Here is a 13,390-nt window from a genome sequence, read left to right as displayed (position 1 = left end):
GACCCTACTGGGCCGGTCGGGACGGCGGACGGCGACCCGTCAACGGCGTTTGCGCAGCACCCTGTTGACCACGATCGCCGAGGCCAGGACCAGTGCGGCGGCGGGGGCCGCCCAGCGGAGGGTGGCGTTCGTGGAGACGGTCTGCGGGGCGGGGACGGGGGCGTAACGGCCGCGCGGCGGCGCGTGGTCGACCTCCTCCGCGCTGCGGCCGATCATCGTGCGGCGGGCGTGCGCGGCTTCGGCGGGGGGTTCGGGGTTCTCGGCGAAGCTCTCGGAGAGGTGCGGTTCGTCGACCACGAAGTCCACGTCGGCCACGTCGGGCTCTTCGATCCCTTCGATCCCTTCGATCTCCTCGATCTCCTCAATGTCGTCCATCACGTCTACGGCGTCGATGTCGTCGGCCGGTTCGGTCTGCTCCCGCTCCTCCCGCTCCTCCCGCTCCTCCCGCTCCTCCGTGCCCAGGTTCGCCGCGAACCGGTCCAGCAGCCTCGTCGCCGCCGCGCTCACCGCGTCCGGGGCCAGTTCGGCCACGCGGCCGTCCGCCGTCGCCGTACCGTCGAAGGTGAGGGTGGAGCCGGCGTCGGTCTCGCGGACGCGCAGGGTGAGGGCGAGTTTGACGGAGCCGGTGCCGCGGGCCTCGGTCCCGGTGCCCTCGACGGCGTAGGAACCGTCGTCCCGCGCGGAGACGCGCACCGAGCCGCGGTAGGTGATGGAGTGGCTGCCGACGCGGATCTTCAGGCGCCCGGCGACGGGTTCGGTGCCGGCGTCCTGCTGGAGGCCGGGGACGGCGCGGGCGACCCGGGCGGGGTCGGCGAGTGCGTCCCGCAGTCGGCCGGGGGGAACCGGAACGTGCACCTCGTGCTCCATGCTTGCGGAGCCTACCTAGGTTGGGCGGGGGTACACCTGTCGTTGCCCGGAAGTGCCGGTGTGTTGGTGCGGGCGTTCGCGGGGGCTGGTGGACAGCACCCCTGGTGAGATCAGTACCGCGGATGCACCAACGTAGAAGCCGCCAGCCCCGCCACCCACGTCCGCTCCGCCGCCCGTTCCTCACTCTCCAGCCCCGGCTCCACCGGCACCACCCCCCGCGCCGCCAGCACGAACCCCCAGTCACCCGGAGCCCCGGACGTGCCGGCCGTGCGGTCGGGGCCCGCCGCGAAGCCGGAGGCACGGCCGCCGACGCGGTAGGGGACCGGGTCGAGCCCGGCCGCGCGGATCGTGGAGACCACCGTCCAGAAGACGCGGCGCCGCGAGGAGACCGGGCCCGCGTGCACGACCAGCCGGCCCCGGTCGGTGAGGGCGCGGCGGGCGAGGCCGTAGAACTCCTGGGAGTACAGCTTCGTGCTGGCGGTGATGCCGGGGTCGGGGAGGTCCGCGACGACCACGTCGTACGTCCCCGGGCGGACCCGGCGCAGCAGGTCGAAGGCGTCGCCCGTGGTCACGTGGACGCGCGGGTCGTCGTAGACATGACCGTTGAGGGCGGACAGGGCGGGGTCCCGGCGGGCCAGCCGGACGACGCCCGCGTCGAGTTCGACGATGTCGACGCGGCGCACGCCCGCGTGGCGGAGGACTTCCCGGGCCGCGAGGCCGTCCCCGCCGCCGAGGACGAGCACGCGCGCGTGGGGGCCGTTCATCGCGGGGTGGACGAGGGCCTCGTGGTAGCGGTGTTCGTCCCGTCCGCTGACCCGGAGGCGGCCGTCGAGGAAGAGGTCTAGGGGGCGGCCGTGGCCGCCGCCGGTGAGGACGACCTCCTGGACGTCGGTCTGGAGCGCGACGCGGACGTCCTCGCCGTAGACCGCCTGCCGTGCGGCCCGTTCGAAGTCGTCGACCAGGACGGCGGCGGAGGCGAGCAGGCCGAGGACCGTGAGGTTGGCGATGATCAGGAGCCAGCGGCCCCGGCGGCTCAGGTCACGGCGGAACAGGCCGAGGACCAGACAGCCGCCGGCGACCACGTTGACCGTGCCGGTGAGCAGGGTGCCGGTCAGCTGGCCCAGGAAGGGCAGGAGGAGGAACGGGAAGGCCAGGCCGCCGACCAGCGCGCCCACGTAGTCCGCCGCGAACAGGTCGGCGACCGCGCCGCCCGCGTCCTGGCGGCGGATGCGCTGGATCAGTTCCATCAGCAGCGGGACCTCCGCGCCGATCAGCAGGCCGATCGCGAGGGAGAAGGCGACCAGGAGGCAGCGCGGGCCCTGTGCCCACAGGCCGCCCCAGTCGCCGGTCCAGGCGAAGACCGCGTACAACGCCATCGCGCTGCACCCGCCGATCAGCGCGAGGGCCGCCTCGACGGCGCCGAAACCCGCCGCCGCGTGCCAGCGCAGGCGTTTCGCGGCGAGCGAGCCGATGCCCATCGCGAACACCATGACGGACAGGACGACGGACGCCTGGGTGACCGAGTCGCCGATCAGGTACGAGGCGAGGGCGACGAGTTCGAGTTCGTACACGAGTCCGCAGGCGGCGCAGACGAAGACGCCCGCGAGCACCAGGAACCGGCCCGTGCCCGGCCGTACGGGCAGCCGCGCGGGGCCCGCCCACGGTGGCTGGGTACCCGGCCGGGCCGGCGCGTGCGGTTCGATCACGCTGCGACGTTACGTCACATGACGGGCACGCTTCGTCACCCACACGTGTGGAATGTGTTTACAGGCCCCGGGGTTGGTGTCGGCCCGCGGGAGAGGGCGGCACGGGGTCGGTGTCGGCCGGGCGAAGGGCGAAACGGCGTTCACACCGGAGACGGCACGGCGAGCCCCACCGGCACAGGCACCGGCACCCGTACCCCCACCCGCGTCCGCGTCGCCACCAACTGCCCGTCCTGCGGATAGGCGTGCCAGGTGCGCCAGTGCACCTGGCCCTCGTGCCGCTGGGCGAGCATCGCGGTGAAGGCGTGCGGGCTGCCGGGGAAGACCCCCGCCAGTCCGTTGGGATGGTCGGCGACCAGGGCCAGCAGTTCCTGGGCGCGGCCCGCGAACTGCCCCGGGGACAGCACCTCGACCCGGGCCGCGAACTCGTACTCCCAGTCACCGACCCGCTTGGCGACGCCGAGCGGCAGCGGTGTGCTGGAACCCGGGATGCACGCGACCGTCTCCGAACAGCTGCCCCGCTCCTCGTCCAGGAGTACCTGGTGGGACGCGCCGAGCAGTCTCAACTGGAGCTTCGCACCGGCGAGTTCGAGGTCGAGCGTGGCCAGGGCGGGAAGCGGCTCGCGCCCCAGGGTCCAGGCGAGGTCGGCCGCGCGCGTATCGGTGTAGGAGGTCTTCAGGGTCGTGAGCATGGATCGGCTCCGCTAGCACGCAAAGAAAGGGGAGGTGTGGGGGTCTGGCACACCCCGGCCGACACCGGGACATCGGCCCGGTCGGCCCAGTCAGGAGAAGGTGTCCGCAGGCGCCCGAGGGGCTGCGTCGGTGAGGTAGAGGGAATCATGAGCGGTGGCGCCACCACAGCGTTTTTACCCAACTTCGTGGGGTTTCCATCCCTCAGGGGGCTCCACAGCTCAACTGTTCAACCAAGGCGTACGCCCAGGCGTGTCAGGCGCGCGCCGGAGCGCCCGCCGGGAGCGGTCTCCCGACGGGCGCCACGGGACCCGCCGCGCCGGTCAGTTGCCCCCTCCGCAGCCGCCACCGCCCCCGCAGGACGAGCCCCCGCCGCACGACGAACCGCCGCCGCAGGAGGAGTGCCCGCCACCGCAGGAGTGGTGCCCACCGTGACCACCATGGCCGCCGTGGTGGCCGCCGCCCGAGGACGAACCCCCGTCTCCGGCCCACCAGCTGCCGCTGCCTGCGCTGCTGCCGCCGATACCGGCCCGGCGCCCCGATCCCTTGCCGAGCCTGTCCTTGCGCCCCGCCCGGACGACCGCTCCGATGAAGACGACCGCGACGACCGCCAAGGCGACGAAGAAGAACGTGCTTCCACCGAGGATGCTGAACATGGCGTCACCCTCCTTCCGATTCCCCCGAAGCGGCCCCCCGTGGGCGCCTCGTGTGCTGCGTGAACCAGGGATGCCCGGCCGTCTCACGTGCCAAAGCAGAGTTGAGGAAGTCCAGAGCTTGGGCGCAGGATGACGGGCATGACCTCCAGCGCACGCCCCCTCCTCAACCGCCGGCTCGCCGAGTTCGGGACGACGATCTTCGCCGAGATGTCCGCCCTGGCCCTGAAGACCGGGTCGATCAACCTCGGCCAGGGTTTCCCCGACACGGACGGCCCCGAAGAGATCCGCGAGGCGGCGGTCCGCGCGCTGCGCGACGGACGCGGCAACCAGTACCCGCCGGGCCCCGGCGTCCCCGAACTGCGCACCGCGGTCGCCGCCCACCAGGAGCGCCGCTACGGCCTGTCCTACGACCCCGACGCCGAGGTCCTGGTCACGGCGGGCGCGACGGAGGCCATCGCCGCGGCCCTGCTGGCCCTGGTGGAACCCGGCGACGAGGTCGTCGCCCTGGAGCCGTACTACGACTCCTACGCGGCCTGCATCGCGATGGCGGGCGGCACACGCGTACCGGTCACGCTCCGCCCCTCCGAGGGCCGCTTCCGCCTCGACCTCGACGAACTGCGCGCTGCCGTCACCGACCGCACCCGCCTCCTCCTCATCAACACCCCGCACAACCCGACCGGCACCGTCCTCACCCGCGAGGAACTCGGCGCCATCGCCGAACTCGCCGTGGAACGCGACCTGTTGGTGATCGCGGACGAGGTCTACGAGCACCTGGTGTTCGACGGGGCCGAGCACATTCCGCTGGTGACGTTCCCGGGGATGCGGGAGCGGACGGTGTCGATCGGTTCGGCGGGCAAGACGTTCTCGTTCACCGGGTGGAAGGTCGGGTGGGTGACGGGCACGCCCGGGCTGGTGACAGCCGTACGGTCGGCGAAGCAGTTCCTGACCTATGTGGCGTCGGGCCCGTTCCAGTACGCGGTGGCGGAGGCCCTGTCCCTCCCCGACTCCTACTTCGACGCCTTCCGCACGGACATGCTGGCCAAGCGGGACGTGCTGGCGGCGGGCCTGACCGAGGCGGGCTTCGAGGTCTTCCGTCCGGCCGGCACGTACTTCATCACCACCGACATCCGCCCCCTCGGCCCCGACCTCTCCCAGAACGGCGACGGCTTCGCCTTCTGCCGCGCGCTGCCGGAACTCGCCGGTGTCGTCGCCATCCCGAACGCGGTCTTCTACGACCACCGGGAGGAGGGCGCGCCCTTCGTGCGGTTCGCGTTCTGCAAGCGGGTGGGAGTGCTGGAGGAAGCCGTGGGCCGGCTCCGCAAGGCATTCGCGGGCTGACCGTCGTCCGCCGTTCCGTCGCTTGCCTGCACCGCAGGGACCGACGTACAATTTCCTGTACGTCGAAGGAGGTTCGATCGTGAAGACCATGACATATTCCGAGTCGCGCGCGCGGTACGCCGAGGTGCTCAACTCCGTCACCGACGACCGCGAAGAGGTCGTCATCACCCGGGCCGGACATGAGCCGGTCGTCATCGTCTCCCTTGAGGACTACGAGTCCCTGAAGGAGACGGCGTACCTGCTGCGCAGTCCGGCCAACGCCCGGCGCCTGCTCGCGTCCATCGACGAGCTGGAAAACGGCGGCGGCACCGTGCGCGAGCTGGCAACCGACGAGTAAGGGCCGCGAGTTGAAGATCACCTTCTCCTCCCGTGCCTGGGAGGACTACCTATGGTGGCAGCTTCAGGACCGGAAGATCCTTAAGCGCATCAACGCGCTCATCGCGGACATCACCCGGAACGGCAACGAGGGCATCGGCAAACCGGAACCGCTCAAGCACGGATTCCAGGGCTACTGGTCGCGCCGCATCAACGACGAGCACCGGCTGATCTACAAGGCCACCGAGGACGGCGTCCTGATCGCACAGTGCCGCTACCACTACGAAAGCTGACGGGACTCGGGGGTCGGGCACAGCACCCTTGTCACACCTGACCCGCACCGCACACAAATAGGTGCGCGAACACGGAGTGGGGTGGGTGACGGGAACCCCGGACCTGGTCAGCGCCGTACGCTCGGCGAAGCAGTTCCTCACCTACGTGGCGTCGGGCCCCTTCCAGTACGCGGTCGCGGAGGCACTGGCGCTGCCCGACGCGTACTTCGACGGCTTCCGCGCCGACCTCCGCCGCAAGCGCGACCTGCTCGCCGACGGCCTGCGCGCGGCCGGGTTCGAGGTCTACCAGCCCCAGGGCACGTACTTCATCACCACCGACATCTCTCCCCTCGGCGAGAAGGACGGCTACGCCTTCTGCCGCGCGCTCCCCGAACGCTGCGGCGTCGTCGCCATCCCCAACTCCGTGTTCTACGACGATCCCGACGCCGGCCGCAGTCAGGTCCGCTTCGCGTTCTGCAAGAAGGACGACGTCCTCAAGGAAGCAGCCGGTCGGCTGCGCCGCCTGGCCGAGTGAATCCACGGCCTCTTCGTCCCGAACAAGGGGGCCAACGGTGACTCCGCCGGGGCCCGGCCTGCTCACCCGCGGGATGAGGACATTGAGCCGGCCGACAGAGCCGTCGAGGGCGAGCGGACTACAGGAACCCGCCAGTAGGGCAGAGGACGCGCCGCCACCGAGTCGGTTTACGACACGTGTGAATGCGGCGGCACGCACGTCTACGACTTCTCGCCGTACCCCGGTTCCATTGCCGAACAGACGCTGCACGCAACACATGTCGGCCCGTTCGCGTGCCCGAGCGGATGTCTACGCAGACTGCGGCTTGCCAACACGGAAGCGGAGATCGCGGAGGGCCGTTGACCCCGCTCGCGATGGTGGAGGGCACGGTGTCACCGGCCTGCCAAGCTATGTCGCCAGGCACGACCACCACGAGACGGACGCTGTCGCCCAGCCGGCCGAAGACGACGAACTTGACCTCGTTGACGGGCATTCCCACCATCAGCGCATTGCCTGCACATGCCTTCAATATGACTTTCCCTTGACCCGCCTCTCTTAGGGTCGGAGGCCGCGACTGCGAACGGGGAACGCGCGATGGGTGACGGCAAGGACCCGGCCAAGGTTCTCGACATCAAGACGGCCGACATCAAGCGGGCGGCACCGGACTTCCAGACGGCGGCAGCTGATCTGGGCAAGGCACTGACCGCGCTGGTGAAGTCGCTCGACGGTCTGGGTGAGCCCTGGGGGAACGACAAGCAGGGCAAGGAGTTCGGGGACTCCTACAAGCCGTTGCAGAAGAAGATCGAGAGCGCGGCGGGCACGCTGGTGCTCGGGCTGACGAGCATTCACGAGGCCATGGCGGACCTGGCGGACGGTCATGTCGACAACGACGAGCTGATCGCCGGAATGTTCACCGAAGTGAAGGTCCCGAAGTCGGACGGTGCCGGTGAGCGTTGAGGACGAGGCCCGGAAGATCCTGCTCGATCTGGGCCTGTGGTGGCCGGAGGCCGACTCGGGGAAGGTGCGGTCGGCTGCGACGGCCTGGCGCACCTTCGCGGGCGCGGTCGACGATGTGCGGGGCCCGGTGCAGCAGAGCGCGTCGTCGATCATCCACAACAACACCGGTGAGTCGATCGAGGCGTTCGACAAGTTCTGGGGCCGCTACGCGCAGAGCGCCCAGGGCAAGGACAGCGGCTGGCTGAAGGATCTCGCCGACTCCGGGCGTGAAATGGCCACCGCGCTGGAGAAGTTCGCCGACGCGATCGACGACGCCATCAACAAACTGTGGACGCAGATCGGCATCGACGCCGCCGTGATCGCGGGCGGGGTGGCCCTCGCGTTCTTCACCGCCGGGTTGGCCTCCGGCGCGGCCGTCGCGGCGGCCGATCTGGTCATCGAGTTCGGTGCCGGGCTGGGGTTCGCGGTCTCCACGACGATCGCCGAGATCGCCGGGGGCACGCTGGTGGCCGCCGCGTTCGGCGGGATCGAGTCGGTGACCGTCGACCTGGCCGTCGCCCAGCCGCTGAAGATCGCGACCGGTCTCCAGCAGGGCTTCAGCCTCGACGAGGTCAACCAGGCCGCCGAGGACGGCATGCTCTTCGGCGGCGCGCTGGGCGCCGGCGGCGGGGTCCTGAAAGCGACCATGGAAGGCGGGCTCAGCGACACCACCCCGCTGCTCCTGCGCCCGCCCTCGCTCCGACCCGACCTGGTGGAGTTGGGCCCGGCCGCCCGCACCGCGGACCGCACGCCCTGTGTCGGCGAGCCGATCGACGTGGCGACCGGCGCGATGCTGATGACGCAGACAGATCTGGCGCTGCCGGGAAGCCTGCCACTGGAGTTCACCCGCACCCACCTCTCCTCGTATCGCGGCGGTGTCTGCTTCGGCCCGACCTGGATCTCCACCCTCGACGAGTGCCTCCAGATCGACGGCGAGGGCGTGGTGTTCGCGGCGGCGGACGGCATGCGCCTGGTCTACCCGGTCCCGGAACCGGGCGTGCCGACCATGCCGGTGAAGGGCGTGCGCTGGCCGCTGGAATGGGACGGCAAGCCGGACAGCGCGATGACGGTCACCGACCCGGCGACCGGAGTCGTCCGCACCTTCGCCGCCCCCGTGCCCTCCCCGACCTTCGGCGTCTTCCACCTCGCGCTGGACTCCTGGAGCGACCGCAACGGCCACCGCGTCGACGTCGAACGCGACGACGAGGGCGTCCCGTTCGGGCTCCGCCACTCCGGCGGCTACTACGTCGCCGTCGACACGACCGGCCCCCGCATCACCGCCCTGCGCCTGCTCGACGAACCCCCTTCCCGTTACGGCCCGGACGGCCCGGTGGGCGAGGGCACCGTCGTGATGCGCTACGGCTACGACGGCGCCGGCAACCTCACGGAGGTCGTCAACTCCAGCGGAGAACCACTGCGGTTCGCCTACGACGAGCAGGGCCGGGTCACCAAGTGGACCGACCGCAACGGCACTTGGTTCGCCTACGCCTACGACGAGCGCGGCCGGGTCGTCCGCACCGAGGGTGTCGACGGCATCCTCTCCGGCACCCTGGCCTACGACGACACCACGCGCACGACGACCTACACCGACTCCCAGGGCCACGTCTCGGTGCACCGCCACAACGCCGAGGGCCTGGTCGAGGAGGAGACCGACCCGCTCGGCAACGTCACCCGCACCCAGTGGGACGAGTACGGCGCGCGGCCCGTCACGGTCACGGACCCGCTGGGGCGTACGACCCGGTACACCTACGACGTCTCGGGCAACCTGACGGAACTCACGCTGCCCGACGGATCGGCCGCGCAAGCCACGTGCAACGCGTTGGGGCAGCCGACCGAGGTCGTCGAGCCAGGCGGGGCGGTCTGGCGGCACACCTACGACGAACGGGGCAACCTCCTCACCACCGTCGACCCCACAGGGGCCGAGACCCGGTACACGCACGACGGGGCGGGTCACCCGACCACGATCACCGACCCCCTCGGCCACACCCGCACCATCGCGTACGACCTGGCCGGCCTGCCCGCCGCGACGACCGACGAGCTGGGTCACACCACGACGATCCGCCGGGACTCCTTCGGCCGGATCACCGCCGTGACCGATCCGCTCGGGCACACCACCCGTCTGGGTTGGACCAGCGAGGGCAAGCAGGCATGGCGCCAACACCCGGACGGCACGCGTGAGTCATGGACCTGGGACGCGGAAGGCAACCTCCTCAGCCACACCGACTCCGCCGGCAACACGACCCACCACACTCCGGTCCCCTTCGACGTCCCCGCCCTGCGCACTGACCCGGACGGCGCCCGTTATGAGTTCGCCTACGACACCGAGCTCCGTCTGACCGGTGTCACCAACCCTCAGGGGCGTACCTGGTCCTACACCTACGACGAGGCCGGCCGGCTGACCGCGGAGACGGACTTCAACGGCCGCGTGCTCACGTACGTCCATGACGCGGCAGGGCAGTTGACCTCCCGGACCAACGGCGCCGGGGAGACGCTGCACTTCACGCGGGACGCTGTGGGGCAGGTGCTGGAGCAGCGGTCCGGGGCGGGCGCCGTCACGACGTTCGCGTACGGACCCGACGGCGGTCTCGCGCAGGCGGCCAACGCCGAGGCCGAGCTCGTACTGGAGCGGGACTGCCTGGGCCGTGTGCTGTCGGAGACGGTGAACGGCCGCACGACCACGTACGCCTACGACGCTCTCGGCCGCCGTGTCCGCCGGGTGACGCCGTCCGGGCTTGCCTCGGAGTGGACGTACGACCCGACGGGGCGCCCGCTGACCCTGCGCTCGTCCGTGGGCGAACTGCACTTCGCCCACGATCCCGCGGGCCGTGAGACGGAGCGCCGCCTCGGTAGGGAGGTGAGGCTGACCCAGAGTTGGAACCCGAGGAACCTTCTCACCGGTCAGTGCCTTACCTCCGGCCCGGGGACGGACAGTGTGGACCGCCTCCTCCAGCACCGCACCTACGCCCACCGCGCCGACGGCTACCTCACCGAGATTCGCGAGCTGACCTCGGGCACCCGCCGCTTCGACCTCGACGGCATGGGCCGCGTCACCGGAGTGAGCGCCTACGGCTGGACCGAGACCTACGCCTACGACGCGGCGGGCAATCTGGTGGACGCCACCGCGCCCGCCCACCACGATCCCGGCGAGCGGGAGTTCGACGGCACCCTCGTCCGCTCGGCGGGCAGGACCGCGTACGCGCACGACGCGCAAGGGCGCCTGATCCGCAGAACCCGCAAACTCCTGAGCGGTCAGAACCGTACGTGGGCCTACGTCTGGAACGCCGAGGACCGTCTGACGGCGGTGGTCACCCCGGACGGCGACCGGTGGTGCTATGTCTACGACCCGCTGGGTCGGCGCATCTCCAAGCACCGGGTGGCCGAGGACGGCTCGAAGCACGACCGCACGGAGTTCAGCTGGGACGACACCCTCCTGGCCGAGCAGACCACATCGGACGGCCGGGCGCTGACCTGGGACTACAAACCGGGCACCCCCCGCCCGGTGGCCCAGACCGACCACGAGCCGTCGGCCACAGGGCCGAACACGTCGTTCCTGGCGCGCTTGGCCGAGGAGACGAACCCCGAGCGCACAGCCCATTTCCATGCCGTGGTCACGGACCCCGTCGGTACCCCCATGGAACTGGTGTCCGTGTCCGGAGACCTGCTCTGGCAGCGCCGCACCACCCTGTGGGGCACTGGCTTCCCGGTCCCGGACGACAGCGCCGGACGACCCGTCGATTGTCCGTTGCGCTTCCCGGGACAGTACGCCGACGGCGAGAGCGGACTGCACTACAACCTGCACCGCTACTACGACCCCGAAACGGCCCGGTACATCAGCGCGGACCCGCTGGGACTGGAGCCGGCGGCCAATCACTACGGCTATGTGCGTACTCCGCTCACCTGGATCGACCCCCTCGGGCTCTCCCCCTGCAACTACAGCACCCACGACTTGTCCCAGGCGGCCACCACCATCAAGAAGGGCCAGCTGTCGCCCGCCGGCAGGGCACTGCAAAAACACGGCGACCCAAGCCCGGGCAACCTGGCGAAACGAGGTCAAGCACATGTCGATATGTACAATTTCGGCAAGCTGACCAACAGTGAACGGACCGAGATCGCCAATGAGATGATCGAGGACATACTCACCGACCCGAACGTGGTCGAGAAGGTCAACACCTCGGCGTCTGCTCAATACGGCGGCATCACCCGGGACTTCAGGGTGCCTGGAGGCTGGGGCGCCCGATGGAGTTGGCGTGGCGGCCAGCTCACTTTCGAAGGATTCCTGTGATGGCGGGGCAGCACGAGACCGAACCGGCCTACCGGGCAGACGACTTCGCAACAGACGGAGCTCTGCGGGACGTCTGCGTCCTCGACACCACGATCGACGACTGGCGACGCATGTTCGACGGCCTGCGTGCGGTCCCGGGGCGCCATGTCCTCACCTGGACGCTCTCCGACACCACGGAGAGAGGCACCCCGGACGCCGCTGCCGTATGGTCCCGGCTTGAGCAGGACCCGGAGGAATCGGCGAGCCTGGCCATCGACATCGACGGTGTGTGGTTCACCTGCTACTTCTTCGACATCGAAGAGATCGAGTTCACCTTCGATCCGTCCGACGTGGTCGACGAAGCGGCCTTCACGCCCGTCCGCTCATTCGTGACCTGGCTGGGAACGGCGACGGGCCGGGAAGTCATCGTGACGATGGAAGGCACCGACCACACTGCCATGCCTGCCCTGATCCGATGGCGGCCGTGAAGCTCGTCAAGGCCGGCCGGGATCCCGAGCCGCACGGCTTCCATCCGGAAGTCGAAACGACCTCAAAGATCAGCAGGACGTCCTCGAAGCCGTAGCGCTCGCCTTCGCGGCGGGCGTCCTCACGCAGGATTGCCAGACCGGGGGCGGAGTTCTCGTCGGCGGGGAAGTCGATGCAGACATCGGACGCGGTCTTCGCATGGCGCCCGAGGGACACGACCGCGCCGACACTCATGGCACTTACGGGCGGCTGCTCCCTCTGTGTGGTCAGGATACGGCGGACAGTGCCGTGCCATCGAGCCTGGCGATACGGCTGCGAGCTCGATCAGGAAGGGGCCTGCGGCCGCCCCGGCTCCGTCACGCAGCGGAAGAACGGGGGCGCGGACGGAGATGTCCTGGGACGCTCGCCGCGGCACACGAGCGCAGCCGGTCCGCCGACCACGCCGGCCTCCCTTGAGGGGCGGGCCGCACCGCACACCAATAGGTGCGCGAACACGGTGTGGGGTGGGTGACGGGCGCGCCCGCGCTGGTGACGGCCGTACGGTCGGCGAAGCAGTTCCTGACGTATGTGGCGTCGGGCCCCTTCCAGTACGCCGTCGCGGAGGCCCTGTCCCTCCCCGAACGCGCCGGCGTCGTCGCCATCATGCGACGGCGCCCGTCCACAGGCTGTGGACGGGCGCCGGTCACGTGTGCACAGGTCGTGCGGGACCAAGGAGGAGCGAGGACTACTCCCCGTCGTCCTCGGGCTTCTCGTCGGCCTCGTCGACTTCCTCGGTGAGGCCGAGCTGCTCGACGAGCCAGCGGTCGAACTCGATCGCGGCGCGCACCCAGCTGACCGTCGAGGACACGAAGTGGTTCAGGTCGACGCCGGTGCCGATCAGCATCTGCGCCTCACCGATGAGACGGACGGTGCCGTCGTCGTGGGTGTGCGTGTAGACCTTGGGCCACAGGGTGCGGCGGTTCCAGTCGTCGATCGACTCCAGCAGCTGCGGCTTGACGTCGATGTCGTGCGGACGGTCGTAGAACGTGCGCACCGAGAAGACGAGCTGGTCGTCCTCACCGCGGAACATGAAATACGTACGGAACTGCTCCCACGGCGCCGCGAGGTCACCCTCGTCGTCGACGACGTACTTCAGCTCCATCTGGTCGAGGAGCTGCTTCACAAGGTCCTGATCCGGGACGACGGGGCCCGCCGGTCCTTGGGGGTTCGGCTCGGGCTGGCCCCCGAAGTTCGGAATCGAGGACGGGTCGATGCTCACCGTGTATTTCCCTTCGTACGGATTCCGCCATCCT

The 13,390-nt window shown here is 70.2% G+C and carries 11 protein-coding genes and 2 pseudogenes; 8 read left to right on the top strand and 5 right to left on the bottom strand.

The window, feature by feature from the left end:
• Positions 1–39: 39 nt before the first annotated feature.
• From ACIQBL_RS23135 to ACIQBL_RS23120, 4 genes are all read right to left on the bottom strand, one after another.
• A complete protein-coding gene (locus ACIQBL_RS23135) occupies positions 40–867 on the bottom strand; it encodes an SRPBCC family protein (protein WP_401944602.1) in 828 nt (275 codons plus the stop codon).
• A 110-nt stretch (positions 868–977) separates the two neighbouring features.
• Complete coding sequence (locus tag ACIQBL_RS23130) at positions 978–2,573, bottom strand: polyamine aminopropyltransferase (RefSeq protein WP_401944600.1); 1,596 nt, start codon at positions 2,571–2,573, stop codon at positions 978–980.
• 140 nt (positions 2,574–2,713) lie between these two features.
• A complete protein-coding gene (locus tag ACIQBL_RS23125; protein ID WP_401944598.1) occupies positions 2,714–3,262 on the bottom strand; it encodes a DUF2617 family protein in 549 nt (182 codons plus the stop codon).
• 321 nt (positions 3,263–3,583) lie between these two features.
• The gene (locus ACIQBL_RS23120; RefSeq protein WP_401944596.1) at positions 3,584–3,916 is read right to left on the bottom strand and encodes a hypothetical protein; all 333 of its coding nucleotides are present in this window, start codon (positions 3,914–3,916) and stop codon (positions 3,584–3,586) included.
• A 129-nt stretch (positions 3,917–4,045) separates the two neighbouring features.
• On the opposite strand from ACIQBL_RS23120, the gene ACIQBL_RS23115 reads away from it, so the two are divergent.
• From ACIQBL_RS23115 to ACIQBL_RS23080, 8 genes and pseudogenes are all read left to right on the top strand, one after another.
• Positions 4,046–5,254: a pyridoxal phosphate-dependent aminotransferase gene (locus ACIQBL_RS23115; RefSeq protein WP_401944594.1), complete on the top strand. Its 1,209-nt coding sequence runs from the start codon at positions 4,046–4,048 to the stop codon at positions 5,252–5,254.
• 79 nt (positions 5,255–5,333) lie between these two features.
• Positions 5,334–5,591 carry a type II toxin-antitoxin system Phd/YefM family antitoxin gene (locus ACIQBL_RS23110; RefSeq protein WP_037676836.1) on the top strand — a complete coding sequence of 86 codons (258 nt, stop codon included), beginning with the start codon at positions 5,334–5,336 and terminating at the stop codon, positions 5,589–5,591.
• Between the two features lie 10 nt (positions 5,592–5,601).
• Entirely contained in the window at positions 5,602–5,862 is a 261-nt protein-coding gene (locus ACIQBL_RS23105; protein ID WP_328680960.1) for a Txe/YoeB family addiction module toxin, read from the top strand.
• Between the two features lie 76 nt (positions 5,863–5,938).
• A pseudogene (locus ACIQBL_RS23100) lies at positions 5,939–6,376 on the top strand (aminotransferase class I/II-fold pyridoxal phosphate-dependent enzyme); the annotation flags it as partial.
• A gap of 573 nt (positions 6,377–6,949) precedes the next feature.
• The gene (locus ACIQBL_RS23095) at positions 6,950–7,312 is read left to right on the top strand and encodes a hypothetical protein (RefSeq protein ID WP_401944591.1); all 363 of its coding nucleotides are present in this window, start codon (positions 6,950–6,952) and stop codon (positions 7,310–7,312) included.
• Complete coding sequence (locus tag ACIQBL_RS23090) at positions 7,296–11,633, top strand: DUF6531 domain-containing protein (protein ID WP_401944589.1); 4,338 nt, start codon at positions 7,296–7,298, stop codon at positions 11,631–11,633. Before ACIQBL_RS23095 ends, ACIQBL_RS23090 begins: the two co-directional genes overlap by 17 nt.
• Positions 11,633–12,100: a hypothetical protein gene (locus tag ACIQBL_RS23085; RefSeq protein ID WP_401944587.1), complete on the top strand. Its 468-nt coding sequence runs from the start codon at positions 11,633–11,635 to the stop codon at positions 12,098–12,100. The genes ACIQBL_RS23090 and ACIQBL_RS23085 overlap by 1 nt, the downstream gene beginning before the upstream one ends.
• 496 nt (positions 12,101–12,596) lie before the next feature.
• Positions 12,597–12,719: pseudogene (locus ACIQBL_RS23080) on the top strand (aminotransferase); the annotation flags it as partial.
• A 103-nt stretch (positions 12,720–12,822) separates the two neighbouring features.
• On the opposite strand, the gene ACIQBL_RS23075 reads toward ACIQBL_RS23080, so the two are convergent.
• Complete coding sequence (locus ACIQBL_RS23075; protein WP_401944585.1) at positions 12,823–13,356, bottom strand: YbjN domain-containing protein; 534 nt, start codon at positions 13,354–13,356, stop codon at positions 12,823–12,825.
• Positions 13,357–13,390: the final 34 nt, after the last annotated feature.

This window comes from Streptomyces sp. NPDC088350, from assembly GCF_044753545.1.
In the GTDB taxonomy this organism is placed as follows: Bacteria; Actinomycetota; Actinomycetes; order Streptomycetales; family Streptomycetaceae; genus Streptomyces.
Note: the sequence above shows the minus strand (reverse complement) of the source record. Positions and strands in the feature narration are given on the sequence as shown.

What these genes read in the sequence shown, in the direction of transcription:
- ACIQBL_RS23135 (WP_401944602.1), bottom strand. Translation starts at nt 867, where the DNA reads ATGGAGCACGAGGTGCACGTTCCGGTTCCCCCCGGCCGACTGCGGGAC.
- ACIQBL_RS23125 (WP_401944598.1), bottom strand. Translation starts at nt 3,262, where the DNA reads ATGCTCACGACCCTGAAGACCTCCTACACCGATACGCGCGCGGCCGAC.
- ACIQBL_RS23120 (WP_401944596.1), bottom strand. Translation starts at nt 3,916, where the DNA reads ATGTTCAGCATCCTCGGTGGAAGCACGTTCTTCTTCGTCGCCTTGGCG.
- ACIQBL_RS23115 (WP_401944594.1), top strand. Translation starts at nt 4,046, where the DNA reads ATGACGGGCATGACCTCCAGCGCACGCCCCCTCCTCAACCGCCGGCTC.
- ACIQBL_RS23095 (WP_401944591.1), top strand. Translation starts at nt 6,950, where the DNA reads ATGGGTGACGGCAAGGACCCGGCCAAGGTTCTCGACATCAAGACGGCC.
- ACIQBL_RS23085 (WP_401944587.1), top strand. Translation starts at nt 11,633, where the DNA reads ATGGCGGGGCAGCACGAGACCGAACCGGCCTACCGGGCAGACGACTTC.